The sequence below is a fragment of the Klebsiella sp. RC2 genome, from assembly GCF_014192815.1.
GTDB classification, from domain to species: Bacteria; Pseudomonadota; Gammaproteobacteria; order Enterobacterales; family Enterobacteriaceae; genus Klebsiella; species Klebsiella variicola.
In genome coordinates this window covers 436405-462444 of sequence record NZ_JACHYL010000001.1, presented here as the reverse complement: position 1 = coordinate 462444, position 26040 = coordinate 436405, and the positions used below count along the sequence as shown (strand labels likewise).

Below are 26040 nucleotides of genomic sequence, written 5' to 3'. Positions count from 1 at the left end.
ATCGAGGCGAGGAAATAACGCTATAATTCACACACGAGAGTCGCGACTGAGGAAGGGAAAATGACGATGCGGCGTGTGAAATTACTTTGTTCTGCGCTGATGCTGCTCGCCAGCCACGGCGCGCTGGCCGTCAGTTATCCGCTGCCGCCGGAGGGAAGTCGTCTGGTGGGCAGCGCATTTACCATCGCCGTGCCGGAGAACAACACCCAACCGCTGGAAAGTTTTGCTGCCCAGTACGGCCAGGGGTTGAGCAATATGCTGGAGGCCAACCCCGGCGTCGATGTCTATTTGCCGCACTCCGGTTCGACGCTGATTATTCCGCAACAGTTGATCCTGCCTGACACCGTGCGCGAAGGGATCGTCATCAACGTCGCCGAAATGCGTCTCTATTATTACCCGCCGCTGGGCAATAGTGTGGAAGTGCTGCCAATCGGCATTGGCCAGGCCGGACGCGAAACCCCGCGTAACTGGGTGACGGCGGTAGAGCGCAAGCAGGAGGGACCGACCTGGGTTCCGACCGCCAATACCCGGCGCGAGTATGCGAAAGAGGGCAAAACCCTGCCGGCGCTGGTGCCGCCCGGGCCTGATAATCCGATGGGGCTGTATGCGATCTACATCGGCAGGCTGTACGCCATCCACGGCACCAACGCTAACTTTGGCATTGGGCTGCGCGTCAGCCAGGGATGCATTCGCCTGCGCAATGACGATATTAAATTCCTGTTTGATAACGTACCGGTGGGGACGCGCGTCCAGCTAATCGATCAGCCGGTGAAGTACACCGTGGAGCCGGACGGCAGCCATTGGCTGGAGGTGCACGAGCCGCTGTCGCGCAACCGGGCGGAATTTGAATCCGACCGAAAGGTCCCGCTACCGATGACCTCGGCGCTGCGCGAGTTTACTCAGGGGCCGGGAGTGAGTCCTTCGCAGGCCGAGCAAACCCTGCAGCGCCGCTCCGGCATGCCGGTGAATATCAGCGCTGCAGCGGTGCAGGGGAGTTTGTAAGTGTCGAACGACTGGCTGTCCCTGGCGGGCTGACCGCCCTCTGCTTAGTTCGCTTCCATAAAGTTGGGTAAGTCGGGGACAGGCAGCACGGAAAGCACTTTTAAGCGCTGAAGGGTCCGGGATTGCGCGCGTTCAAGGTGATCTTTCAGGCAGGCGGCCGCCAGCGCCCAGTTTCCTTTCAGCAACATGTCATACACCAGAGCGTGTTCTTCCAGGGTGGCGGTTTCTACCGGAATGGCCAGTAAATCATAGAAGATACGCGTGATGATGAAAGGAGACTGATGCTGGCGCAGGATCTGCATCATCAGCTTATTACCTGCGGGCTCGAGGCAGCGGATGTGAAGATCTTCTTCCAGTAACTCCAGTTCCGCGGCAGTCAATTGTCGACCTTTATAACCTTGCGTCTTTTGCAGCATGGACGCCAGCCACGCCGACGAAAGGTGAGGTCCAGCCTTGCACAACGCTGCGGGTTCGAGGCTGGCGCGGATCTCGAAGTGATCGGCGATTTCGCGCGCGGTAAGCGGGCCGGTCAACCACTGTGAGTAAGGCTCTTTTTCTACCAGTCCCTTGTCGCGCAAACGCATCAGACTTTCACGGATTACCGAGCGGCTAACATTATAATATTGTGCCGCTTTTTGCTCATTTACCGAATAACAGCCAAATACCATGGCTGTTGAGAGTACAACCTGCAGGTTCTCCAGCACCTTTTCACCACTGGTGCGGGTATCCACCAATGGCTGCTGTTCATCAAGGCCGAAGAGCTCCCTGGTCAAGGCGAGGCGCAATGGCTCGACCTCTTCGTCAGGCTGTGCCACGATAAAACCACGCCCCTCGAAGCGGGTAATTAACCCTTCTTCATGTAACAGACTGAGCGCCCGACGCACCGGCACCCGGCTGGTACCGAATAGTTGTGCTAACGGACCCTCCAGAAGTACCAGCCCCTTTGGCACTCGCTGGGCAACCAGAATATGACGTAAAAACTGACGAATAACTTCATAGCGCGCAGCGGCGGTATCTTCCGTTGCCGCATGCGAAGGGTTTGTCTGCATGACCATATTTTCGATCCTTACCTCATCAAACTTACCTTATCACATCCTGAGCGGTGTCATACCAACCCCCATCATTAGCACCGCGGTAGTGCAGGCTGCCCATTAATGGATCATTACATAAAATATACATTTATAACTCCTGTTCATGATGCTCTTCTACACTTGTTATCTCATTACCCTACCCGCTTATATCTTCTTGAAATTACTGCAATAAAACAAAATTAATACGATGTGATCACATTTTAGACACTTTGTTGTCATTCTTCTGGCACTTGTTTTGCTATGTTTAAATGGATTTTTATTTAAATATACATTTAAGGGTGATATGAACGCGAATACGATTCGCCTGCAATTTCAGCGGGGCCAGATTGATGCCTGTGCCATTGCGGCGTTGTTTGCCAGAGGTCAGCTTTCGCCACTTGCGTTTACGGAAGCCTGCCTGACGGCGGCCAAAGAGACCCAGGGGATTTTTATTACGCTGACTCCCGAACGCGCCCGTCAGGAGGCTGCCGCCTCGACGCAGCGCTGGCGCGAGGGCGCGCCGCTGAGCCCATTGGATGGTATTCCGGTCTGCTGGAAAGATTTATTCGATATCGCCGGGACCCGAACCACTGCAGGATCCGCAACCCGCCTGGATGCGCCTCTCGCGACACACGATGCCGGAATGGTGGCGCGCCTGACGCAGGCGGGAATGGTGACTATCGGCAAAACCAATCTGAGTGAGTTTGCCTTTTCCGGTCTGGGTATTAACCCAACGTTTACCACGCCGGCATTACTGGCAACCGATGGCGAGGAACATGTTCCTGGCGGCTCTTCCAGCGGCGCGGCGCGAGCGGTTGCTCAAGGGGTGGCCTGCATTGCAATAGGAACGGACACCGCGGGTTCCGTGCGCATCCCTGCTGCGTTTAGCGGAGTGATCGGTTTTCGCGCCAGCCGTCATCGCTATGACGCGAGCGGAGTGTTTCCCCTGGCGGCGTCTCTCGATACGCTCGGGCCTCTTTGTCGCAGCGTCCGTGATGCTTACGCCCTTGATGTCATTCTCTGTGGCGAGGAGACGTCGTCGTCGACGGTGTCACGGTTAATTGTCGATCCGGAAATTCTCAATGCCGCTGATATTAGCGTCCGTGACAACAGTGCTTCGTTGCTGTCCCGATTAGCGGCGTCAGGCGTCGTTGTTGAATATCGGCGCCTGCCAGCCTTATATGAAGCACTTAACTGGATTGCTCACCATGGCTGGCCAGGGGCGATTGAAGCCTTTCAGTTACATGCCTCTCTGCTGGCGTCACCGGCAGCAACAGCGATGGATCCCCTCATTCGCCGCCGACTGCTGGCCTCCGGCACGATTGATCCGGCGGTGCTCACCACCTTTTTGCGTCTACGTCCGATCTGGCAGCAGGCACTGGCTGAAGAACTCAATGGCGCGATTTTGGTGACACCAACGGTCGCGCATACCGCGCCGCGGCTGGCGCCCTTGCAGGCGGATGCCGAGGCATTTGCCTTCGCCAATAGCGCCACGCTGCGCTTAACCATGCCAGGCAGTTTACTGGATATGCCCGGTCTCGCTGTGCCAAGCGGTACGACCGCGAACGGCCTGTATACCAGTCTGCTTTTCTCTTCACCGAACGGTGAAGATCGCTCGCTTTTAAGCGCTGCCTGTGCGGTAGCGCATCTGCTGGCGCCTTCCAAAGGTGATGGCGCTAATTCGTTATCCCTCAACTCAAAAGGAAAATAAACATGGCCAAAGAAATCCTTTGCGCATTTGGTGTGGACGTTGATGCCGTTGCCGGCTGGCTGGGGTCATACGGTGGCGAAGATTCTCCGGATGATATTTCACGCGGCTTGTTTGCCGGGGAAGTGGGCGCGCCGCGGCTGCTGAAACTGTTCGCGGAGCAGCAATTACGTACGACGTGGTTTATTCCCGGGCATTCGATAGAAACCTTTCCGGAGCAGATGAAAGCGGTTGTGGAGGCAGGACATGAGGTGGGGATCCATGGTTATAGCCATGAGAACCCGATTGCCATGACACCTGCCCAGGAGGAAGCGGTGCTGGATCGTAGCATCGAACTGGTGACGCAGTTAGCCGGTAAACGCCCAACCGGGTATGTGGCGCCGTGGTGGGAGTTTAGCAATGTGACTAACGAGCTGCTGTTAAAAAAGGGCATTAAATACGACCACAGTCTGATGCACAACGACTTCCATCCGTACTATGTCAGGGTTGGCGACAGCTGGACAAAAATCGACTACAGCAAGCATCCCGATGCGTGGATGAAACCATTGCAGCGCGGACAGGAGACGGATCTGGTTGAAATTCCAGCCAACTGGTACCTCGACGATCTACCACCGATGATGTTTATCAAAAAATCCCCTAATAGCCATGGCTTCGTTAACCCTCGTCATCTGGAGGAGATGTGGCGCGACCAGTTCGACTGGGTCTATCGCGAAAATGAGTACGCCGTCTTCACCATGACTATCCATCCCGATGTTTCCGGCCGTCCTCAGGTGTTGTTAATGCTTGAACGCCTGATTCAGTACATCCGTAGCCACGATGGCGTTCGCTTCGTGACCTTTGACGAAATTGCAGATGATTTTAAAGCGCGCAAACCGCGCTCGGCATAATGTCATTTACCCCCTGACAGAGGGATTACGCTATGAGCATTTTTAACAAAACTTCCGTAAACGGCTGGCAGCCGCAGCAGTTAACCATCAAGGATGTGAAATTTGCCACCTGGATTGCCTTTTTTGCCTGGGTTTTCGCTGTCTACGATTTCATCCTTTTTGGCACATTATTGCCGGAAATCGGTCTCCATTTTGGCTGGGATGAGGTAGAGCAAGCGGAAATCGCCACCTGGGTGGCGGTTGGCGGCGCAGTGATTGCGCTGGCGATTGGTCCGCTGGTCGATCGTCTGGGACGCCGGATGGGGATTGTCATTACCGTTGGCGGTGCCGCGTTGTGCTCATTATTGACCGCTGTGGGCGGTGCATGGGGGAAAGGGGCGCTGACGGCCATTCGCTCTGTCGCGGGGTTGGGCTACGCGGAACAAACGGTGAACGCTACCTATTTATCAGAACTGTATACCGCGCTCGACGATCCAAAACTCAATAAACGTAAAGGGTTTGTCTACAGTCTTGTGCAAGGTGGTTGGCCGGTCGGTGCACTAGTCGCTTCAGCGCTGACCGCCATTTTAATGCCCATCATCGGCTGGCAGGGCAGCTTCATTTTTGCAGCATTACCCTCACTGGTTATCGCTGTGCTGGCGCTAAAACTTAAAGAAACACCTCAATTCCAGGTACAAAAGAAAATCCAACATTTGCGTGAACAAGGGCAGATCGCCGAAGCCCGTCAGGTAGCCCAGGATTATCAGATTTCATGGGAGGAACATCACCGCGGTGGGATTGCCGCAGCGTTTCGAGGCACATCGCTGCGCGCCACCCTGGTACTGGGGGCGGCGGTACTGATCAACTGGTTTGCCATTCAGATTTTTAGCGTGCTCGGTACGACGGTCATCACCAAAACCCATGATGTTTCTTTTAACAACTCGTTGCTTATCTTAATCCTGTCCAATCTGGTGGGCTATTGCGGTTACCTGGCCCATGGCTGGCTGGGCGACCGGATTGGGCGTCGTAATACTATCGCGGTCGGCTGGATGCTGGGGGGGGTGGCGTTTGCTGGCATGCTCTACTGCCCGGACAACTTTGCCACTATCGTCACGCTCTACAGTATTGGTTTGTTCTTCCTGATTGGTCCCTACGCTGCAGCGCTGTTTTTCATTAGTGAAAGCTTTCCTACCGCCATCCGTGCTACGGCAGGGGCGTTGATTGGCGCGATGGGACCGGTCGGGGCGATCATCGCCAGCGTTGGTACCACCGCAGTGTTAAGCCATGGAGGGCACTGGCAGGATGCTGCGCTGTGGTTTGGCGCCATACCCTGCTTTATCTCAGGTGTGGTGATGTGGCTGGCGCGTGGCGATGTCCAGCGCGCGTCAGGGATGAACAAGACCGTTAACACACAACCTCAGGCGTAAGGAGCGATGATGGAAACCACAAACATCAGTCAGCGAGTAGCGGCAATCAGTGGTGCGGCAAGCGGCATTGGTCTGGCGCTGGCCACCCTGTATGCCCGCCGCGGAATACGGGTGATCGCCGGTTACTACCCGGACGATCCGCATGACCCTACTGTCGCTGCTGCACAGGTTGAGGAGGCTGGTGGCGATGCACTCTGGCTGCCGCTGAATGTCGCCGATACGGCGTCGGTTGATACGTTTATAACGCAAGGCGTCGCTCATTATGGCCGTCTTGATTATGTCATCGCCAATGCGGGGATCTTACGCTGCGCGTCTATTGAAGAGATGAACGACGACCGCTGGAACGAAATGCTTAATGTGGACCTCACCGGCGTGATGCGGTGTTTCCGGGCGGCTACGCCACGACTGGTCAGCGGTGGGAGTTTGGTCGCAATCTCATCGATTGCCGGGGGCGTCTATGGCTGGCAGGAGCACGCCCACTACGCGGCGGCGAAAGCCGCAGTCCCAGGGATTTGTCGCTCACTGGCCGTTGAGCTTGCACCGCGAGGTATTCGCTGTAACGCCGTGATCCCCGGATTGATTGAAACCCCACAGTCGCTGGATAAGCAGAACTCTCTGGGGCCGGAGGGGCTGGCAAAAGCAGCCAGATCGATTCCACTGGGACGGGTTGGCTGTCCGGATGATATCGCTCGCGTAGTGGCTTTTCTCACCAGCGACGAAAGCCGCTATCTGACCGGGCAAAGCCTTATTGTCGACGGTGGTTTGACCGTCCGCTGGCCGGATTAAGGAGCCACTATGCAGTTGCAAAACAGACGTTGTGTTGTGACGGGCGCGGCAAGTGGTATCGGCGAGGCTATCGCACTGCTTTTTGCCGGCGAAGGGGCACGACTGATACTCACCGACCGGGACCGTAATAAACTGGAAGAGGTGGTACAGCGTTGTCGGTTAATTGGGGCGCATTGCTATGGCGTGGTGGCTGATGTCGGCGAGGTCGACGGGGCAACGGCTGGCGTGGATGCCAGCCTGGGGCACTATGAAGGGATTGATGTGCTGGTCAACAACGCAGGCATGCTTACCCAGGCTCCCTGCACCGATATCACTCTGGATATGTGGGAAACCATGATGGCCGTCGATCTGCGCAGCGTGTTTCTGGCCTGCCAGCGAGCTCTGCCAGTGATGTTAAGCCAACGCTGGGGACGCATTATCAATATCGCTTCCCAACTGGGCATCAAAGGTGGGGCAGAGCTGTGTCACTATGCGGCCGCTAAGGCTGGCGTGATCGGCCTGACGAAATCTCTGGCGCTGGAAGTCTCCAGCCGAAATGTGCTGGTTAACGCTATCGCCCCAGGACCGATTGAAACCCCGCTTATTGAGGGGATTCACCAGGCGTGGAAAACGGCCAAAACGGCGGAGCTGCCGCTGGGGCGCTTTGGGCGAGCAGAAGAAGTGGCGCCGGTGGCGCTGCTGCTGGCCAGCGAGCCTGGGGGTAACCTGTTCGTTGGCCAGACGCTGGGGCCAAATTCGGGTGATGTGATGCCTTGAGGAGTGGATGATGTGCGGAGTGTGCGGCCTGCTTGATAACGGGCCGCAGTGGAGCGATCCGCTGCGGCAGGATATTCCCCTACGCCAGCTGCGTCTGCGGCAGCTGGCATTACTAAACCGTACGCTGAAGCCTTGGCGCCTCTCGCTGACGGAGTTTCATGGTCAATGGCTACTGGCCAGCCCGACGGGACAACAGGTGCTGGTCCACTCCCTGGATCGGTTGTGGAAAGAAGCCGAGAACATGCTGCATCAGGCGATTGATCCGCTCGATGATGCCTGGTTAGCCTCGCTTGAGGCCAAAGGGGAAAACGATGCCTGCTGAAGAGAAATTACCCCTCCATGTGCTGAGCGGGTTCCTGGGTAGCGGTAAAACAACGCTGCTGAAAAACTGGCTCGCCCGGCAGAACGTGAACGATATTGCTCTGCTGGTGAATGAGTTTGGCGAGGTGGGGATCGACCATCACCTGCTTCACGCAGTCGCGCCGGATACTGTGTTATTGCCGAGCGGTTGCGTATGCTGTCAGATTCGTGGGGAATTGCAGGCCGCTCTGCTGGCGCTTTATGAACGGCGGGCGCGCGGCCTGATCCCGGCGTTTCGCTACGTCGTTCTGGAAACCAGCGGGCTGGCCGATCCGGCTCCCATCTTATCGACACTTCTCCACGATCGTCAGTTGCAGAGCCATTTCACGCCAGGGACGCTGGTCACACTCGTCGATGCGGAACATGCCCACCGTCAAGCCGATCTTCAGCCCGAGTGGCTTGCGCAGGTGACGGCGGCGGACAAACTGCTGGTGAGTAAAAGCGATCGCGTTGCCCCCGAGGAGACGGTGACGCTCGAGCAGTGGCTGCGTCAGCTTAATCCGCTGGCGGAAGTGAGCACTACGCGGCTGGCGCAGGATACCCCGGACTGGCTGTTCCGAAGTGAAGTATTTCGCGGCTCTTATGAACAGCGTTTCCGCTGGTTAGGCTCATGTGTTGACAACACGTTTTCGTTGGTGCCAAAGCGCGATGGCGGGGCGCATCCCACGACAGAAACATGCGTGATTTCGCTTGAGCAGTCGTTAAACTGGCCCGCTTTTGCTATCTGGTTATCCATGCTATTACATTGCCATGGTAACGCGGTGCTGAGAATGAAAGGCATTTTGCGTGTAAGCGACAGTGAGACTCCGGTGGTTATTCATGGTGTACAGCACACGTTGCATCCTCCGGTGCATTTGGATGACTGGCCTGGAGCCTTAAGCCATTCAACGTTGGTATTTATCTTACGTGGACTGGAGGCGCATCGCTTGCAGCAAGCCTTTAGCCGCTTTATGCAAGTATCACAGGAGTCCTGAAGGGATGAGTTCTGCGGCGATTATTTCTCCTCCATTAACGCTTCGGGTGTTGGGCACGTCGGTGACATTACTGGAGATATTGCGTGTTCGCGCTGAGCAGGAGCTGGGGATTAAGATCGAATACCTGCTGCATAGCGTGGAAGATGCCCAGCGCATCGCGGTTATGCAACCTGACAGTTACGATCTCTATGACCAGTGGTTTCATAATATCGATTTTGTCTGGCCGGCCCGTGCTATTCAGCCGCTGGAGGTGAAGCGGCTGAAATATTGGGACGAGGTGAACGAACTGGCGAAGCAGGGCACCCTGAACGGCGTTGTGGCCGATGGCAGCGTACCGTCCCAGCGCTTGTACGTTCAACGGGATCGCCATTTAAGCAGCCAGCCGAGCGATCTCATCAGCATGCTGCCATTGACGCATAATGCCGATAGCTTTGCTTATCATGTCGACCGTCTTCCCGAGGCGCTTCAGCAGGAAGAAGAGAGTTGGGGATGGTTGCTGCATAGCGCGCTTACTGGCGCGGTCGCCCTGCAAGAGGATGCAGCTATGGGAGGGATCGATGCCGCTCTGGCCATGCAGGGCGCGGGGATGGCGCAGTTTGCCGATATTGGCAATTTGACGTTGGAAGAGATCGATGTTTTGACACAAGGATTAGCCCATCTTAATCGCCAGGGACACTTTGCCGCATTCTGGTCGTCCCAGGAGCAGGCATGCGATTTAATCGATAATCGATGCGTTGAGGTCCAGAGCTTATGGGCTCCCATCTATTTCCGGCACCATTTCCATCAGCGAGGCTATAAAATGGCGCGCCCGCGTGAAGGCTATCGGGCGTGGTATGGCGGCATGTCGCTGTCTCGCTGCGTGACTGGGAAGGTAAAAGAAGCGGCCTATGATTACCTTAACTGGTGGCAGTCTGGTTGGCCCGGCGCAGTAATGGCCCGGCAGGGGTATTATATTTCCAACCCTCAGCGAAGCCGCGCTTGTCTGTCTCAGGCCGAATGGGACTATTGGTATGCAGGAAAACCGGCAGCTGAATTACTCCTCGATGCCTCTGGCGCGCCGCTTATTCCTGCGGGTGAGCGTCGGGATGGTGGAAGCTACGAGCAGCGGATGGGACATATTGCGGTATGGAATTCGGTGATGGATGAACATAACTATCTGACGCGACGCTGGCAGGAGGCGCTGATGCGCCGCTAGCTCTTATGCGGCTGGGCCGGACAGAACTGAGGCAGACCTGACGGAAGCTAAAAAGCAAAAAGCAAAAAGCCTGCTCGAAAGCAGGCTTTTTTAAATTTGGCTCCTCTGACTGGACTCGAACCAGTGACATACGGATTAACAGTCCGCCGTTCTACCGACTGAACTACAGAGGAATCGTGTGAACGAGGCGCATACTACTGGCCTCGCATTTTTGTGTCAACACTAAAATTAACCTGCTGATTCAACTGGCTAAATTTAGCTCAAGGCGTTGTTTTAGTGAACAATGCGCCGATTGTCTTCATCCTGCAGGCCATTCTCACGTATCCGCTGCAGCGGATCCTGCTGGTAGAAGTGGCAAAAACGCTGCCACAGGGCGGGGAAGCGGGGCGCGAACAACTCGGGCGCGCTGAAAAAATATTCCGAGAGGACGGCAAAGCACTCCGCGGGGTCGGTGGCGGCATAGGCGTCAATGCTGGCGGCGCTTTCCCCCACCAGGTCTATCTCATCCTGAATATTGTTCATTGCCGCGTGGAGATCGTGCTCCCAGCCGGCAACCTCGCGTAATGGGATAAGCGGCACGCCGCTGGCCCGATCGCCATTCCTCGCATCCAGCTTATGCGCCACCTCGTGCACCACGAGGTTAAAGCCTGACGCATCAAAGGAGTCCTGAATATCCAGCCAGTTCAGCACTACAGGCCCCTGCTGCCAGCTTTGTCCCGATTGCACCACTCGCTGGTTATGGACCAGACCAATATCATCTTCCCATTCATCATCCACGACGAACGGGGCTGGGTAGATCAGCACTTCATGGAAACCGTCCAGCCACTCTATTCCCAGCTCAAGCACTGGCAGACAAAAGAGCAGGGCAATGCGTGCCTGATGCAGCGGGGTGAGCTCCAGCCCCTGCAGTGCCACCAGACGTTTTTGCTGTAAGAAACGGGCAGCCAACTGAGTAAGCTTGCGCTGCTCAGTGGGAGAAAGATGGGCTAAAACCGGAATGGCAAGCGCTTGCTCCCAGGGCATCTCTGCGTTGCCGGACTCATCATCTGCTTTCCAGGGCCATTTAAACATCATATTGCTCGCAAAGTCGTCACTTGAACACGATTACCGAAACGGGAGCTATTAAAATGCCAAAGATCCTGGCATTATAGCAACCACAACAGCGGAGAGATGCCGGAGCGGCTGAACGGACCGGTCTCGAAAACCGGAGTAGGGGCAACTCTACCGGGGGTTCAAATCCCCCTCTCTCCGCCACTTTTCTCTTAATGACCATTCCCCTTCAATCACACCGTTAGCTTCAGGTATAACGCCTGCGCTGGGGTATCGCCATCATCATCGTCCTGGTTTCAGCGTAGAGACGCGGTAGCGCGCTTTATCCTTTTAGGACCTTATCGCCGCTTTTTGCCCGAACGAGCTTAAACGCATCATAAAGAGGGAAGGTACGCCTGGAAAGCGGCAATGTCGAAAAGAGTGATCTCAACGGAGCGGGAACATAAAAAAGCCCGCTGAACGCGGGCTTTGACGGGGATCAGAACTGATAGACCAGGCCGAGGGCGACGATGTCATCGGTCGCGATACCGCTGTTTTTGTAGAAGCGGTCGTCTTCATCCAGCAGGTTGATTTTGTAATCCACATAGGTGGACATATTTTTGTTGAAGTAGTAGGTCATGCCCACGTCGACATACTTGACCAGATCCTTGTCGCCGTAGCGAGAATAGGTGTAGAGATCTTTACCTTTCGACTGCAGATAGGCGACAGACGGACGCAGCGGTAAATTAAAGTCGTCAAACTGATACTGCGCGACCACTTCGAAGTTCTGCGTTTTGTTGGCAATCCCACCAAAACTATCGTTGCCGTAGAAGGTCATGTTGCGGGTTTCAGCATACATGGCGGCCAGATAGATGTTGTTGGCGTCATATTTCGCGCCGACGGTCCAGGCGTCGGCTTTATCGCCATTGGCGTAGCGCTGGCTGCTACGAGCCTCTGCCTGCTGGTTATGGGTACGGTCAGAAGACGAATACGCTGCCCCTACGCTGATCCCCATATCAAGATCGTAGTAGCTGGAGATACCGAAACCGTCGCCATTTTCCCGCGCCAGCTTACGTTTGCCGCCGTTATTAGTGCCTTCGCCAGAACCGGCGTTTTCATTATTACCCTGATACTGCAGAGCGAAATGCAGACCGTCGACGAGGCCGAAGAAGTCGCTGTTACGGTAGGTTGCCACGCCGTTGGTACGGCCGGTCATGTAGACGTCGGTCTGGGTGTAGGTATCGCCGCCGAATTCCGGCAGCATATCGGTCCAGGATTCAATGTCGTACACCACGCCGTAGTTACGACCGTAATCCAGTGAGCCGTAGTCGGCAAACTTCAGACCAGCGAAGGCCAGACGGGTCCAGGAGTTTGCGCCTTCTTTTTCAGTGGTATTTGCCTGAATGTTGTATTCCCACTGACCGTAGCCGGTTAACTCGGAAGCGATCTGCGTTTCGCCTTTTATACCAAAGCGAGCATAGGTCTGATCGCCATCCTCTGAAGTGTCGTCAGAGAAGTAGTGCAGGCCGTCAACTTTTCCGTAAAGGTCCAGTTTGTTGCCGTTGTTGTTATAGATTTCCGCGGCATTAACGGCATTGGCCATTAATAATGCCGGTACCATGAGTGCCAGTACTTTTCTTTTCATTATATATTCCCTTTTAATAATAATTTCTATGAATTATGACAATCCCTCCGGAATGACTATCAGATACTAACGACTAAGTTCATTTTTATTTAAAATAAAATATGTAAATAAATAATGTAAAATATTTCAATTTATTTCTATTTGATTCTTTATATTTTTTATGAATGATTTTGAGTGAGATATTATTTTCTTATATAGCAATAGGATATGACTTTCTTTGATGGATTTTGTTAACTTAATGAAATGGGTTGTATGAATTAACACCAAGGCATCATTCATCACGAAAATTGCTTTTTGGCCGGCAAAAATAATCAATAGATTATCAATGCAACACGCGACCTCCCGCGCCGGAATAAACTTTTTGCATGGGGCGAAGAATAAATAAAACACTTCAGCGCCCGCTCACCGGCAGCATAAGTCGCAGGTTGACGCAGAAGATGGGGATGAAACTGCTGCCTGCTGCACAGGTTGGCGGTATAATGTGATGCTTGTCACGTTTTGAGTGGCGGTAGTGTGTTGTGTCACGGAGAGGAATGAGATGGAAGAGCAGGCAAAACGTAGCCCCGGAGGGAAGCTCGCGTTATGGGCGTTGTATGCTTTTTGCGGATATTGTGTCTGGGTCATCGTGCGTTACTGGTGGGTGGTCGGAAAAATTCACAGCGTTCCCGGCGCCAGCGTGGAGGGCGATTTGGGAACCACAGCGGGAAAATGGCTTGGTGCGCTGTTGGGGATGTTAGTCCTTGCGGGCATTGGCGCGATCCTCGGGGCGGTTGTCTGGTATACCCGGCCGTCTCGCGGCGAGCGGGATCATCAGCGGTAAAGTTGCTATGCTCGAGGCTGACCTTCACATAAAGGAAAGCCTATGAACCTGGTTGACTGGCAGCAACGATATGAGCACTGGATACTGACGCACCACGCGCAGGATGATGCCGCACACGATCTGTCCCATTTTCGTCGCGTCTGGGCCACGGCTACCCTGTTGGCCGCCGGGGAGGAGGTCGACCGACTGGTACTCCTCACGGCCTGCTATTTTCATGACATCGTCAGCTTGCCGAAGAATCATCCGGAGCGAAGCCGTTCCTCGATGATGGCCGCCGAGAAAACCCTCGCGATCCTACAGTCCTCTTTTGCCGATTTTCCCGTGGAGCGTTACGCGGCGGTCAGCCATGCCATCGAGGCGCACAGCTTCAGCGCGGCGATCCCGCCACGCACGCTGGAGGCGAAAATCGTCCAGGATGCCGACCGTCTTGAGTCGCTGGGGGCGATTGGTCTGGCGCGCGTCTTCGCCGTCGCCGGCGCCCTGAATACCATCTTGTTTGATGCTGAAGATCCATTTGCTGACCGGCGGGCGCTGGATGACCGCAGATATGCCCTTGACCATTTCCAGTGCAAACTCCTGCGCCTGCCGGAGACCATGCAGACGACCAGAGGAAAAGAGATGGCGCAGCACAATGCCCGCTTCCTCGTCGAATTTATGGCCAAGCTTAGCGCGGAGCTGCAGGGGGAGCCGCTGGCGCTGGATGAAGCGGTTTTACGCCGCTTTGCACCGCAGGCGTCAACCGACCGGTGATTTATGGTACTCTCTGCAAAAATCGTCCGCGCTGGTTGAGGATATGCCGCAAAAGTTAATTAAGGAAAACAGGTCGTTGCCGCTGGCTGAGCAGGCCGGGGAAGAGGCTCAGGCGCTGCTGCGTCAGCTGATGACGATCTATGATGTGAAAACGCTGGTCGCCGAACTGGTAAGCGTCGGCGAACAGCACTGGAGCGCGGCGATCCTCAAGCGCGTGGCGGCGCTCTCCCGCGCGGCGGGGCGTTTGCGTCCGCAGGAGATCGCCCATCTGGCGACGCTGCTGCCGGCGCCGCCAGCTCATCACCCGCATTATGCGTTCCGCTTTGTCGATTTGTTTGCCGGTATCGGCGGGATCCGCAACGGTTTTGAAGCCATCGGCGGGCAGTGCGTCTTTACCAGCGAGTGGAACAAGCACGCGGTGCGTACCTACAAGGCCAACTGGTACTGTGATCCGCAACAGCATCGTTTTAATGAAGATATCCGCGATGTCACGCTCAGCCACCGCCCCGATGTCAGCGATGAAGAAGCGGCGCAGCATATCCGCGAGACGATTCCTCAGCATGATGTCTTACTGGCCGGCTTTCCCTGCCAGCCTTTCTCACTCGCTGGCGTCTCCAAAAAAAATGCCATGGGGCGCGCGCACGGCTTTGCCTGCGAAACCCAGGGGACGCTATTTTTTGATGTCGTGAGAATTATCGCCGCGCGTCAGCCGGCGATTTTTGTGCTGGAGAATGTCAAAAACCTCAAAAGCCACGATCAGGGACGCACCTTCCGCATCATCATGCAGACGCTGGATGAGCTAGGGTATGAGGTGGCCGATGCCGGGCATACCGGGCCGGATGACCCTAAGGTCATCGACGGGCGCCATTTCTTACCACAGCACCGGGAGCGCATCGTGCTGGTGGGTTTCCGCCGCGACCTGCAGCTGCATGAAGGATTTACGCTGCGCGATATCGCTGCGCTCTATCCGGCGGTGCGGCCGACGTTTGGCGAGCTGCTGGAGCCGACGGTGGATGCCAAATTTATCCTTACGCCGGTGTTGTGGAAATATCTCTATCGTTATGCCCGCAAGCATCAGGCGCGGGGTAATGGCTTTGGTTATGGCCTGGTAGACCCCGGTAATCCCCACAGCGTGGCTCGAACACTCTCTGCCCGCTACTATAAAGACGGTGCCGAAATTCTCGTCGACCGCGGCTGGGACCGGCCGTTGGGCGAGCAGCATTTTGACGATCCACAGAACCAACAGCGGCGGCCTCGCCGGTTGACGCCGCGCGAATGCGCCCGGCTGATGGGCTTTGAATCGCCCCAGGGTTCACGGTTCCGCATTCCAGTGTCGGATACCCAAGCCTATCGTCAGTTCGGCAACTCGGTGGTGGTTCCGGTCTTCGCCGCGGTGGCGAAGCTCCTGGCGCCACGTATCGCCCAGGCGGTGGCGCGTCGCGAAGCGGATGATAACGATGGCGGATGTTCACGATAAAGCCACGCGCAGTAAAAATATGCGGGCTATCGCCACGCGCGATACGGCGATTGAAAAGCGGATAGCGGCGCTGCTGACCGGGGCGGGATTCACCTTTGTCGCCCAGGATCGCGCGCTGCCAGGACGCCCCGATTTCGCCTTACCCGACTACCGCTGCGTTATCTTTACTCACGGCTGTTTCTGGCATCACCATGACTGTTATCTGTTTAAGGTGCCGGCCACCCGGACGGCTTTCTGGCTGGATAAAATCGCTGGCAACGTGGCGCGTGACGCCCGCGACCGGCAACAGCTGGCTGAGCAGGGCTGGCGGGTGCTTATCATCTGGGAATGCGCCCTGCGCGGCCGGTTGAAACTAAATGATGAGGCGCTCACCGAGCGTCTGGAAGAGTGGATCTGCGGCGCCGGGCACGACGCGCAGATCGATACGCAGGGGATCCGCGAGCTGGCGTTTACTTCGCCGCCTTACAAGGAGTAGCCTCGCTGCGGGCGGGGAAGAGATATTTTCCCAGCGTCACCAGCACTACGGCGAAAATAATCACTGCCAGCGCCAGCCATTCAATGAGCGACAGGCTTTCACCGCCAAACCCGGTGCCGAGCAAGACGGCCACCACCGGGTTAACATAGGCATAGCTGGTGGCTACCGCCGGGGTGACGTTGCGGATCAAAAACATGTAGGCGTTGATGGCGATTAGCGAGCCAAAGATAGCCAGGTAGGCCAGGGCGGCGATCCCGGACCACGAGGGGACATGGGTTAACGTCTCACCGGTCAGCCATGACGAGACCAGCAGGACGATCCCGGCGGCGAGCATCTCGATAGCCCCCGCCATCATGCCGGTCGGCAGCTCAATCCGCGACCCGTAAACCGAGCCGAACGCCCAGCTTAGCGAACCAATCAGGATCAGCAGCGCGCCCCAGGGGTTGCCGTTCAGGTTGCCACCGCTGTTGAGCATGACGATACCTGCCAGGCCAATGGCAATGCCCAGCCACTCCAGTTTACGGGTGGCGATGCCGAAAAAGCGGCTGAAACATAGCGTGAACAGCGGCACGGTGGCGACCATCACCGCCGCGATCCCTGACGGAACGTGCTGATGTTCGGCGAGAGTGACGAAGCCGTTGCCGACGGCAAGCAGCAAGACCCCAATCAGCGCGGCGTTAAGCAGCGGCCGGCGGGCTGGCAGCTTATGGCCGGTGACCAGCAGCCAGCCCAGCAGTAGCACGCCGGCTGAGAGAAAGCGAATACCGGCCATCATCAGCGGCGGCCAGCTGGCGACGCCGACGGCGATGGCAAAATAGGTAGAGCCCCAAATGATATACAGCGCAAACAGCGCCCCGATAAGCGGTAACAGCTGACGGGTAGACATACTTCCTCACGACGGTGCAGAGATAGAAAGGGGACATATAGTAAACGTGAAAACTATCGCGCTGGCGAGCGCTTAATTTGCCCGAGTTTGTTAAATTTATATTGACTAATTGTACCTTGGGCACCGGCCGTTTTTTAACGCATACTCGAGGGAGACATTGATGAAAAGAGAAGGAAATTATTTTGGCAGGAAGTAGTCTTTTAACATTACTCGATGATATCGCCACGCTGCTGGACGATATTTCCGTGATGGGCAAGCTGGCGGCGAAAAAAACAGCCGGGGTATTGGGCGACGATCTGTCGCTCAATGCTCAGCAGGTGACCGGCGTGCGAGCGAATCGTGAACTGCCGGTCGTCTGGGGCGTGGCGAAAGGTTCGTTCATTAATAAAGTGATCCTCGTGCCGCTGGCGCTATTGATCAGTGCTTTTATCCCCTGGGCGATTACGCCGTTGCTGATGCTGGGAGGCGCATTCCTCTGTTTTGAAGGGGTGGAGAAGGTCCTTCACAGCCTGGAGGCGCGTAAGCACAAGGAAGACCCTGCGCAACGGCAGCAGCGTCTTCAGGCGCTGGCGGAACGTGACCCGCTGGCCTTTGAGCGTGACAAAGTGAAAGGGGCGATTCGCACCGATTTTATTTTGTCCGCGGAAATTGTCGCCATCACCCTCGGCATTGTGGCGGAAGCGCCGCTGCTCAATCAGATCCTGATCCTCTCGGGGATCGCGATTCTGGTCACCATCGGGGTCTATGGCCTGGTGGGGGTGATCGTTAAGCTGGACGACATGGGCTACTGGCTGGCAGAGAAACGCGCTGCGCTGGCGCAATGGCTGGGCAAAGGATTGTTAGTGGTAGCCCCCTGGCTGATGAAAGTGCTCTCCATCGTTGGGACGCTGGCGATGTTCCTTGTCGGCGGCGGGATTGTGGTTCACGGCATTGCGCCACTGCATCATGCCATTGAGCACTGGAGCGCGGGGCTGGGCGGGATATTGGCTTCCCTGCTGCCGGTCATTGCCAACCTGGTGCTGGGTTTTATCATTGGCGCAGTGGTGCTGGCGGGCGTGAAAGTGGTGAGCAGTCTGCGCCGGTCGGTGAAGTAGAGTGGCTGCACGCAGCGTGACGGCGCTGCGTCGTCTACGCTAAAAGCGCGCCCGGCGTCGACACCAGCCGGGGCGCTGATGTCGTCAGGTTTGCGCAACGTACTGCGAGATAATGATGGATAAGCCACTTCGGTTGAAGATAAACAAGCTCCGCCACCTGACTCGCCCGGCGCATGTGGTTAACGTTTGTTTTATTGTGGTGCTTTTTTTCTCCACGTTACTGATCTGGCGTGAAATCAACGTTCTGGAAGAGGCTTATGTGGCCAACCAGCGCAATAATCTGGCTAATGTCGCCCATGAAATGGATGGGGTGCTGCAGTTCAATATTGACCGGATGATGTTTTTTCGCCACGGCATGCAGTCTGCTCTTGAGCAGCCGCTCGATATCGACGTATTGCGTAGTGCCAGTCAGCGCTATCTGAGCCAGCGTCACCAGGAGGCCTGGCGAGTGGCGCTGCCGAATCGTCGTACGCTGCCGGTGTTTGGCGTCTCGGGGAGCGTCGTCGGTAACAACCCTATGCTGCTGAAGGACGATCCGCTCGCGGCTGATGAGTTGATGGCGACGCTGGAGCTGGGGTATCTGTTGAATCTGACGCAACATGACCGCGATTTCGCCGAGCGGATGCAGTATATCTCTCGCAGCGGCTTTTTCACCTCGACCCTGCCGCTGCGGGACGAGTCGCAGGTGATGACCCACTATTCGCAAGCCATCAGCGCCCTCTGGTTTACCCGACAGAGCCAGCGGAATAATCCGGGGCGGGGCGTTATCTGGCAAACCTTTCCTGACGATGACCCGCAGCTGGAAGAGCAGGTGGTCACCGCTTCGATACCGCTGGATTTCGCCGGTTACTGGCGCGGGGTGCTGGCGATGGATTTCTCAGTCAGTGAAATAAAAGCGTTTTTGGTCAGCGCCATGCAGGGCGGTCAGGAGGGGGAGTACCAGCTTTATGATAGCCATTTGAACCTGCTGGCCTCTTCCGCGCCGGGGAATGTCCTGACGCTATTGTCCCCCAGGGAACAGGAACTGCTCAGCCGCGCGTTTGTCCATGATAACCAGGGGGGACTGCGCTTGCTGACACGCTATATCAGCTGGGCCAAACTGCGCAATTTTGATGGCGTGTTGCTGCGGATCCACACCCTGCGGGAAGGCGTGCGGGGCAATTTTGGCACCATCACCATCGCCCTGACCCTGATGTGGGTCCTCTTCACCTTGATGCTGTTGCTCTCCTGGCTGGTGATCCGCCGCATGGTCCGCAATATGAGCGTCCTGCAAACCTCCCTTGAATGGCAGGCATGGCATGATGCCTTAACCCGTCTGCTCAATCGCGGGGCGCTGTTTGAACAGGCGATGGCGGTAGCCAGCGCCTGCCAGCGCAGTGGACGGCCGCTGGCGGTGATCCAGCTCGATCTGGATCACTTCAAGCGCATCAACGATCGCTATGGCCATCAGGCGGGTGACAGAGTGCTGTCGACGGTGGCCAGTACCCTTGCCAGCACCGTTCGTGAGGGTGACTTGCTGGGCCGCGTGGGCGGGGAGGAGTTTTGTGTCGTGCTGCCGAATACCACGCTACAGGACGCGGTGGCGGTGGCAGAGCGGCTACGCCTGCGAATTCAGGGCCGGGAGGTCTTTTTACATAACAATGTGACGCTGCGGGTCAGTGCCTCACTGGGGGTCAGTACCAGCGAAGAGCAGGGGGAGTATCAGTTTGAAGCCTTACAGTCGGTTGCCGATCGTCGTCTCTATCTGGCAAAGCAGAACGGCCGCAATCAGGTCTGTTTTCGCAGCGAAGCGTGAGCAAAACGTTTCGCCCGAATCAGGCAAAATGAGATTTTTCTTAAAGTGTTCGACGGGGATCGCGCTATCGAATGAAACCGGTTTGCGGCGAAGCCTTCTCGCATCAGCCCTGCAGCCCTGCTCAAAGCAAAGCGCTAACATTCTCAATAATTTGCGTCATGAATATCGCTTGTCATGCAAAATAATTGAGGATAATGTTTTAACGCATCGGATTTCCCGGTGTAACGAATTTTCAAGTGCTTCTTGCATTAGCAAGTTTGATCCCGACTCCTGCGAGTCGGGATTTTTTTCGCCTGCCGTTAGCGGTTAACTTCACTGGCGCTGAAATCGTGAATGTCGAGCTCAAATGCCTCCGCCAGTTCGCGCCAGGTATGTGACCCGCGGCCATCAATGCTGGCGCGCTGTGGGTCGTCCAGAGTGCGATGGATTTCACTTTCGCTAATCTCATTAATCGCTGCCAGTAGCGCATCCACGTTGACATCAACGTCATTTCCGGCTTGGCCAGTCAATCGATTCTTCATCATTACCCCCTCGCTGAGCGTCGCTCAAGCCTCTTTAAGTATAGTCGGTCTAAAAAAACACCAGTCATGGGCCGCGACGCTGCGAGTTGCGTGGTTTTGTTCTACACTGGCTGAAAAATAGAGGAGAGTGAATATGCAGGTGAACGATCGTGTCACGGTGAAGACCGACGGTGGCCCACGTCGATCGGGGGTAGTGCTGGCAATTGAGTCGTTTAGTGAAGGGACGATGTATCTGGTTTCGCTGGAAGACTATCCTTTAGGGATCTGGTTTTTCAACGAAATAGGGCATCCGGATGGGATCTTCGTCGAAAAAGAAGCCTCATAAAACGGGACTGGCGGTACCACCGCCAGTCTGTTTTAACGCAGATTCACCTGAATACCTGACGTTACGTTTTCGGTCAGCCGAACGATATGGTAAATCACCTGCTTATTGTGCGTTTGTATTTTCTTTTTAATATTGCCTTTATGCGATGATACCGTCTTCGCTTTGATGTTCATTTGCGTTGAAATTTGTGACGTGCCGTGCCCGGCCATCCACATTTGCAGCATATTTGATTCTGTTTTACTCAGCGACAACGTCGGTAAATTTAATTGCCCCAGACTGCTATTTTTGTATTTTAGATAATTAACCAGAATAACATCAAGGTCTTTTGGCGTTATCGATTTCGAACTGATCAGCAGGTTTTTCCGTACCCGCAAATAGCGGTCAAAATGAATGTTTGCCAGCGACATAAAGATAACAAACAGCGTCGCCGGGTTTTGCGTAATGATCTGGCGAATAATGCCATTACTTTCATCATCATGCACGAAGCAGTCTTCATTAAGAAACACCACTGCCGGACAACACGACGCGCAATGTTTTTGCAAATCTGTCGCGCAATGGACCTCAACGATTTCCTGTTTTTTTATTCCCCGACTGGTCAGATAACCCGTTAAGCCTAACCGGGTATAACTGCACAAATCCATAATCATCGTTGACATGACCCATCCTCAATCAACACGTAACGATATTCTCTTCACACGCATTGTGCGAAGCAGTCCTTGCGAGCAGTAATAGTAGGTTTACGAAAGAACCTATTAGTTCCGTTAAACTATTCCGCATCTATGCATATAATTTGCCAGGAAAACTCTTAAAGTAAAGTCGAGAACCGGTAGTGTGAGCGGATTAAAAACAAAAAGTGCCCATAGATGCTATGGTTACGCCCCAAACATTATTTTATTTTCGGAATTTCCTTATTTCAAATGAAGGCGGTGCTGCCCGTTCCTGTTTTGCCCGGTTTTTCCGCCGGGAGCGGGGGTGGAAGGCTTAACGCTTTAATGCCACAATACTTTTTTATCGGCTTGTGGGATGAATGATGAAACAGTTAGTTTTTGCGGGCATGGTGGTGGCGCTGGCCGGATGTGTGCAGGTTGATCATTACGATGACGTCGTTAAAGCACCGGCGCCGGCTGGCCTTGAGGGCTACTGGCAATCGAAAGGGCCGCAGAGTGAAATGATGAGCCCTGACGCGATCGCCAGCCTGATCGTCACTAAAGAAGGGGATACCTTCGACTGCCGCCAGTGGCAGCGCGTGATCGCGCAGCCGGGTAAACTGATGAACCGCGATAACCAGATCTACAACGTTACCGCTTCCCTGGATATCTATCCAATCGAGCGTGAGGGCAATACCCTCTCCTACGATCGTATGACGTTGACTCGCGTTGAACGCCTCACCCCTGAGTGCGAAAAGGCGTGGGCCAAAGCGCGTACGACAGGGGCCGTCAGCGCGCCGGCTTCCGTGCGCTGAGGTTCCGGCGGGCCCGTTCCGGCCCGCCAGGTACATCGCCAGCTGACTACAGCACGGCTTCCATCACCCACACGCTCACGCTACCCCCGTTGCAGGTAAAGATCGCGCTACCCTCAGCGTCGGTTTCGACAATCTCTTCCCGGTTGCCGAGAAAATCCCGCCAGCGTTTATTGCCATAGTTCTCGCCCAGCGTCAGGGTTTTTTCTCCCTCATCGCCGTTGGACATCACCACCACGCAGCCGGGATCCTCGTCGGTGCCGCTACGGCTGAAGGCAATACAGTTGGGGTGATCGAACCACAGCGTTTGCACGCCATGGGCAAAGCGCTGACGGGCGTCGATCAGTTCATGCAGTTGTTCGATAACGGGCATCTCAATGGCGTAGGTTTGTCCATCGCCGCCGGTATCTTCATAGGATGCGCCGAAAAGATCGGCATAAAAGACCGACGGCACACCATTTTCACGCAGCAGGATCAGCGCATAGGCCAGCGGCTTGAACCAGGGTTCAACCGGCGCCTCGAGGGCCTGCAGCGGCTGCGTATCGTGGTTTGTCACCAGCGTCACGGCGTGAAAAGGGTCGGCTTCCACCAGCGTGCCGCTGAATATCTGGCTCATGTCATAATCGCGCCCCTGGCGTGAGGCTTCATGAAATTTCATCTGCAGCGGGGCATCGAACAGCATCGTCTTGCCCTCGACCAGGTCGATATACTGCTGGAGCTTTTCCACTTCATGGGACCAGTATTCCGCGACAATAAACAGCGGCTGCGGCGCCACCTCCTGGACGTGCTCGATCCACGCTTTGTAAAACCAGGCGGGGATATGCTTCACGGCGTCAAGACGAAAACCATCGCAGCCGGTCTGCTCCATGACCCAGCGCGCCCAGTATTTGATCTCCTCGGTGACGGCGTGATTACGAAAATCAATGTTGGCGCCCATCAGGTAGTCGAAGTTACCAAGCTCATCGTCGACCTGCTCGTTCCAGCCTTCACCGGTGTAATCGTTGACGATTTTAAACACACCGTCTTCCGTCGGATTCTCAATGTGGTCGATGCCGCTAAAGCATTTGTAGTCCCAAACAAATTGCGAATACTGCCCGGCCCGCACCGGAAAGGTATAGCGAGTCCATGCCTCACACTCAATGATCTCCTCGGCAATCTGGGTGCGATCGTGCTCATCGACGCGCTGCACCTGCAGAGTTTCTTTTTCATCGGCGCCCATTTTGTGGTTCACCACCACATCCAGCAGCACGGCGATATCATGCTCTTTCAGAGCCTTTATCGCCGCCAGCAGCTGCGCTTTATCGCCATATTTGGTGGCGACTGAGCCCTTTTGATCAAACTCACCAAGGTCGAAGAGATCATAGGTGTCATAGCCGACGGAATAACCGCCCGAGGCGCCTTTATAGGCGGGCGGCAACCAGACCATATTGATGCCGATTTCATTCAGGCTGGGGGCTAGCGCTTCGACTTCACGCCATAGCTCGCCGCCGGCGGGGTAGTACCAGTGAAAACATTGCAACAAAGTGGGGTTTTTCATCTTCCATGCTCCAGACGTCAACAGGCTGACCTTTGCAGTATGGGAGATATCCCGCAAAACGGGAGAGGAAAGCCCTGATTTTCGCTATACCCTAAACGGGATCATATATAATAAATTGGCATAAGATGTAGCGTAACGATGTTGGTGCCGGGCCGTTAAGCGCCTTACACTACAGGAAAATCCTAACCTTCGGGGTATCTATGAAATTAGCACTTCTGGGTCGTCAGGCGCTGATGGGCGCGATGGCCGTTGTTTTGATGGCTGGCGTTAGCGTGAAAACTTTTGCAGCGGAAAACCTGCTCAATCAGGTTAAAGAGCGCGGTACCCTGCGCGTGGGCCTCGAAGGCACCTATCCTCCTTTCAGCTTCCAGGGCGATGACGGCAAGCTGACCGGATTTGAAGTGGAGTTTGCCAACGAGCTGGCGAAACATCTTGGCGTGAAAGCCGATCTCAAACCGACCAAATGGGACGGTATGCTGGCCTCGCTGGACTCCAAACGCATTGACGTGGTGATTAACCAGGTCACTATCTCCGATGAGCGTAAGAAGAAATACGATTTCTCAACCCCGTACACTATCTCCGGTGTGCAGGCGCTGGTGAAGAAAGGTAACGAAGGCGCGATTAAAACCGCGGCGGATCTGAAAGGCAAAAAAGTCGGCGTCGGGCTGGGCACTAACTATGAAGAGTGGCTGCGTCAGAACGTCCAGGGCGTTGATGTTCGCACCTATGATGATGACCCGACTAAATACCAGGATCTGCGTGTAGGCCGTATTGACGCCATTCTGGTTGACCGTCTGGCCGCGCTGGATCTGGTGAAGAAAACTAACAATACGCTGGCAGTAACCGGTGAAGCGTTCTCCCGTCAGGAGGCCGGCGTGGCGCTGCGCAAAGGCAACGACGATCTGCTGAAAGCGATTGACGCCGCGATCGCGGATATGCAGAAAGATGGCACCCTGAAGTCGCTGTCAGAGAAATGGTTTGGCGCTGACGTGACGAAATAACGGTCAGTGGTGAAAAAAGGCGCTCCTGGAAGCGCCTTTTTTTATTTAGCGCGTAACTGTGTGCATAATGAAGCATAACTGAGTCAGGAGGGGCCATGTCACTGCAAAATTTAACCCGCTTTCCGCGTCTGGAATTGATTGGCGCGCCGACGCCGCTGGAGTATCTGCCGCGTTTGTCGGATCACCTTGGGCGCGAGATTTTTATCAAACGCGATGATACAACGCCGCTGGCGATGGGAGGCAATAAACTGCGCAAGCTGGAGTTTCTCGCCGCCGATGCGCTGCGGGAAGGGGCAGATACCTTAATCACCGCCGGCGCGATCCAGTCCAACCATGTGCGTCAGACGGCGGCGGTCGCCGCGAAGCTGGGGCTGCACTGCGTGGCGCTACTGGAAAACCCCATTGGCACCGGGGCGGAGAACTATCTGAGCAATGGCAACCGCCTGCTGCTGGATCTGTTTAATACCCAGGTTGAGATGTGCGATGCCCTGACCAATCCTGCCGAACAGCTCGACGAGCTGGCGACCCGCATCGAGGCGCAGGGCTATCGCCCCTACGTCATCCCGGTCGGCGGATCCAATGCGCTCGGGGCGTTAGGCTATGTGGAAAGCGCGCTGGAAATCGCCCAGCAGTGTGAAGGCGCGGTGGAGATCTCATCGGTGGTGGTGGCTTCCGGTAGCGCCGGTACGCATGCCGGGCTGGCTGTGGGACTCGAACAGCTGATGCCGCAGGCGGAACTGATTGGCGTGACGGTATCGCGCTCCGTCGCTGACCAGCTGCCAAAAGTGGTGGCGCTGCAGCAGGCCGTGGCCAACAGCCTCGAGCTGCAGGCGAAAGCCGACATCACCCTCTGGGATGATTACTTTGCCCCGGGCTACGGTACGCCGAACGAGGAAGGCATGGCCGCCGTGAAGCTACTGGCGCAACTGGAAGGTATTTTGCTCGATCCGGTCTATACCGGCAAAGCGATGGCCGGGCTTATCGACGGCATTACGCAGAAGCGTTTTAAGGATGAAGGACCGATTTTGTTCGTCCATACCGGCGGGGCGCCGGCGCTGTTTGCCTATCATCCTCACCTTTAA

At 55.6% G+C, this 26040-nt stretch carries 26 protein-coding genes and 2 tRNA genes; 20 read left to right on the top strand and 8 right to left on the bottom strand.

What is annotated here, in order from left to right; translation table 11 throughout:
• Positions 1–60 precede the first annotated feature (60 nt).
• Positions 61–1002: a L,D-transpeptidase gene (gene ldtA / locus FHW76_RS02245; RefSeq protein ID WP_012967646.1), complete on the top strand. Its 942-nt coding sequence runs from the start codon at positions 61–63 to the stop codon at positions 1000–1002.
• A gap of 44 nt (positions 1003–1046) precedes the next feature.
• Here ldtA and FHW76_RS02240 read toward each other — a convergent pair whose 3' ends face one another.
• Positions 1047–2057, bottom strand: a complete 1011-nt coding sequence (locus FHW76_RS02240; protein WP_016161421.1) for a GntR family transcriptional regulator — start codon at positions 2055–2057, stop codon at positions 1047–1049.
• A gap of 319 nt (positions 2058–2376) precedes the next feature.
• On the opposite strand from FHW76_RS02240, the gene FHW76_RS02235 reads away from it, so the two are divergent.
• Genes FHW76_RS02235 through FHW76_RS02200 form a run of 8 tightly spaced genes read left to right on the top strand, consistent with a single transcriptional unit; the run spans position 2377 to position 10144 of the window.
• Positions 2377–3783, top strand: a complete 1407-nt coding sequence (locus tag FHW76_RS02235) for an amidase family protein (RefSeq protein WP_032730740.1) — start codon at positions 2377–2379, stop codon at positions 3781–3783.
• A gap of 2 nt (positions 3784–3785) precedes the next feature.
• Positions 3786–4667: a polysaccharide deacetylase gene (locus FHW76_RS02230; protein ID WP_016161418.1), complete on the top strand. Its 882-nt coding sequence runs from the start codon at positions 3786–3788 to the stop codon at positions 4665–4667.
• Positions 4668–4699: 32 nt separating this feature from the next.
• Positions 4700–6073, top strand: a complete 1374-nt coding sequence (locus FHW76_RS02225; protein ID WP_016161417.1) for an MFS transporter — start codon at positions 4700–4702, stop codon at positions 6071–6073.
• Positions 6074–6082: 9 nt separating this feature from the next.
• Positions 6083–6859 (top strand): SDR family NAD(P)-dependent oxidoreductase, encoded by a 777-nt coding sequence (locus FHW76_RS02220; RefSeq protein ID WP_077267215.1) that lies wholly within the window; start codon positions 6083–6085, stop codon positions 6857–6859.
• A gap of 9 nt (positions 6860–6868) precedes the next feature.
• Positions 6869–7615 (top strand): SDR family NAD(P)-dependent oxidoreductase, encoded by a 747-nt coding sequence (locus tag FHW76_RS02215; RefSeq protein WP_016161415.1) that lies wholly within the window; start codon positions 6869–6871, stop codon positions 7613–7615.
• A 10-nt stretch (positions 7616–7625) separates the two neighbouring features.
• Positions 7626–7937 carry a hypothetical protein gene (locus FHW76_RS02210; RefSeq protein WP_016161414.1) on the top strand — a complete coding sequence of 104 codons (312 nt, stop codon included), beginning with the start codon at positions 7626–7628 and terminating at the stop codon, positions 7935–7937.
• On the top strand, positions 7927–8949 hold the full coding sequence (locus tag FHW76_RS02205; RefSeq protein ID WP_183476170.1) for a GTP-binding protein: 1023 nt from the start codon (positions 7927–7929) through the stop codon (positions 8947–8949). Before FHW76_RS02210 ends, FHW76_RS02205 begins: the two co-directional genes overlap by 11 nt.
• A 4-nt stretch (positions 8950–8953) precedes the next feature.
• On the top strand, positions 8954–10144 hold the full coding sequence (locus tag FHW76_RS02200; protein WP_023297892.1) for a PotD/PotF family extracellular solute-binding protein: 1191 nt from the start codon (positions 8954–8956) through the stop codon (positions 10142–10144).
• A 97-nt stretch (positions 10145–10241) separates the two neighbouring features.
• On the opposite strand, the gene FHW76_RS02195 is transcribed toward FHW76_RS02200, so the two are convergent.
• Together FHW76_RS02195 and mtfA are read right to left on the bottom strand one after the other, a co-directional pair.
• A tRNA-Asn gene (locus FHW76_RS02195) sits at positions 10242–10317 on the bottom strand.
• Positions 10318–10417: 100 nt separating this feature from the next.
• The gene (gene mtfA / locus FHW76_RS02190) at positions 10418–11218 is read right to left on the bottom strand and encodes a DgsA anti-repressor MtfA (RefSeq protein WP_008804199.1); all 801 of its coding nucleotides are present in this window, start codon (positions 11216–11218) and stop codon (positions 10418–10420) included.
• 90 nt (positions 11219–11308) lie between these two features.
• Here mtfA and FHW76_RS02185 point away from each other — a divergent pair.
• Positions 11309–11398: transfer RNA gene (locus FHW76_RS02185), tRNA-Ser, on the top strand.
• A 274-nt stretch (positions 11399–11672) separates the two neighbouring features.
• Here the strand turns inward: FHW76_RS02185 and ompC are convergent.
• On the bottom strand, positions 11673–12818 hold the full coding sequence (gene ompC, locus FHW76_RS02180; protein WP_032733299.1) for a porin OmpC: 1146 nt from the start codon (positions 12816–12818) through the stop codon (positions 11673–11675).
• Positions 12819–13356: 538 nt separating this feature from the next.
• Between ompC and drpB the strand changes: the two genes are divergently transcribed.
• The 4 genes from drpB to FHW76_RS02160 all read left to right on the top strand — a co-directional run bounded on the left by drpB (position 13357) and on the right by FHW76_RS02160 (position 16340).
• Entirely contained in the window at positions 13357–13638 is a 282-nt protein-coding gene (drpB, locus tag FHW76_RS02175; protein ID WP_008804201.1) for a cell division protein DrpB, read from the top strand.
• 42 nt (positions 13639–13680) lie between these two features.
• Positions 13681–14388: a phosphohydrolase gene (locus tag FHW76_RS02170; RefSeq protein WP_032730737.1), complete on the top strand. Its 708-nt coding sequence runs from the start codon at positions 13681–13683 to the stop codon at positions 14386–14388.
• 76 nt (positions 14389–14464) lie between these two features.
• Positions 14465–15865 carry a DNA cytosine methyltransferase gene (locus tag FHW76_RS02165; protein ID WP_012967658.1) on the top strand — a complete coding sequence of 467 codons (1401 nt, stop codon included), beginning with the start codon at positions 14465–14467 and terminating at the stop codon, positions 15863–15865.
• Entirely contained in the window at positions 15846–16340 is a 495-nt protein-coding gene (locus tag FHW76_RS02160) for a very short patch repair endonuclease (protein WP_023340419.1), read from the top strand. The genes FHW76_RS02165 and FHW76_RS02160 overlap by 20 nt, the downstream gene beginning before the upstream one ends.
• Here the strand turns inward: FHW76_RS02160 and yedA are convergent.
• Positions 16315–17226, bottom strand: coding sequence for a drug/metabolite exporter YedA (gene yedA, locus FHW76_RS02155; protein WP_048964990.1), 912 nt, complete (start codon positions 17224–17226; stop codon positions 16315–16317). The genes FHW76_RS02160 and yedA overlap by 26 nt on opposite strands.
• Positions 17227–17408: 182 nt before the next feature.
• Between yedA and FHW76_RS02150 the strand changes: the two genes are divergently transcribed.
• Both FHW76_RS02150 and dgcQ read left to right on the top strand, forming a co-directional pair.
• Entirely contained in the window at positions 17409–18320 is a 912-nt protein-coding gene (locus FHW76_RS02150) for a DUF808 domain-containing protein (protein WP_008804206.1), read from the top strand.
• A gap of 115 nt (positions 18321–18435) precedes the next feature.
• Positions 18436–20115 (top strand): cellulose biosynthesis regulator diguanylate cyclase DgcQ, encoded by a 1680-nt coding sequence (gene dgcQ / locus FHW76_RS02145; protein ID WP_048964991.1) that lies wholly within the window; start codon positions 18436–18438, stop codon positions 20113–20115.
• Between the two features lie 299 nt (positions 20116–20414).
• Here dgcQ and FHW76_RS02140 read toward each other — a convergent pair whose 3' ends face one another.
• Positions 20415–20636 carry a YodD family protein gene (locus FHW76_RS02140; protein ID WP_032691215.1) on the bottom strand — a complete coding sequence of 74 codons (222 nt, stop codon included), beginning with the start codon at positions 20634–20636 and terminating at the stop codon, positions 20415–20417.
• A 133-nt stretch (positions 20637–20769) separates the two neighbouring features.
• Here FHW76_RS02140 and dsrB point away from each other — a divergent pair, with 133 nt between their 5' ends.
• Positions 20770–20961, top strand: coding sequence for a protein DsrB (gene dsrB / locus FHW76_RS02135; RefSeq protein WP_012541227.1), 192 nt, complete (start codon positions 20770–20772; stop codon positions 20959–20961).
• Between the two features lie 32 nt (positions 20962–20993).
• Here dsrB and rcsA read toward each other — a convergent pair whose 3' ends face one another.
• Positions 20994–21617, bottom strand: coding sequence for a transcriptional regulator RcsA (rcsA, locus tag FHW76_RS02130; protein WP_008804210.1), 624 nt, complete (start codon positions 21615–21617; stop codon positions 20994–20996).
• Between the two features lie 371 nt (positions 21618–21988).
• On the opposite strand from rcsA, the gene yedD reads away from it, so the two are divergent.
• Entirely contained in the window at positions 21989–22423 is a 435-nt protein-coding gene (yedD, locus tag FHW76_RS02125) for a lipoprotein YedD (protein WP_074423851.1), read from the top strand.
• Between the two features lie 46 nt (positions 22424–22469).
• On the opposite strand, the gene amyA is transcribed toward yedD, so the two are convergent.
• The gene (amyA, locus tag FHW76_RS02120; protein WP_183476168.1) at positions 22470–23957 is read right to left on the bottom strand and encodes an alpha-amylase; all 1488 of its coding nucleotides are present in this window, start codon (positions 23955–23957) and stop codon (positions 22470–22472) included.
• Between the two features lie 200 nt (positions 23958–24157).
• Between amyA and tcyJ the strand changes: the two genes are divergently transcribed.
• Both tcyJ and dcyD read left to right on the top strand, forming a co-directional pair.
• Complete coding sequence (gene tcyJ, locus FHW76_RS02115; RefSeq protein WP_039104004.1) at positions 24158–24958, top strand: cystine ABC transporter substrate-binding protein; 801 nt, start codon at positions 24158–24160, stop codon at positions 24956–24958.
• 95 nt (positions 24959–25053) lie between these two features.
• Positions 25054–26040 carry a D-cysteine desulfhydrase gene (dcyD, locus tag FHW76_RS02110; protein ID WP_012541230.1) on the top strand — a complete coding sequence of 329 codons (987 nt, stop codon included), beginning with the start codon at positions 25054–25056 and terminating at the stop codon, positions 26038–26040.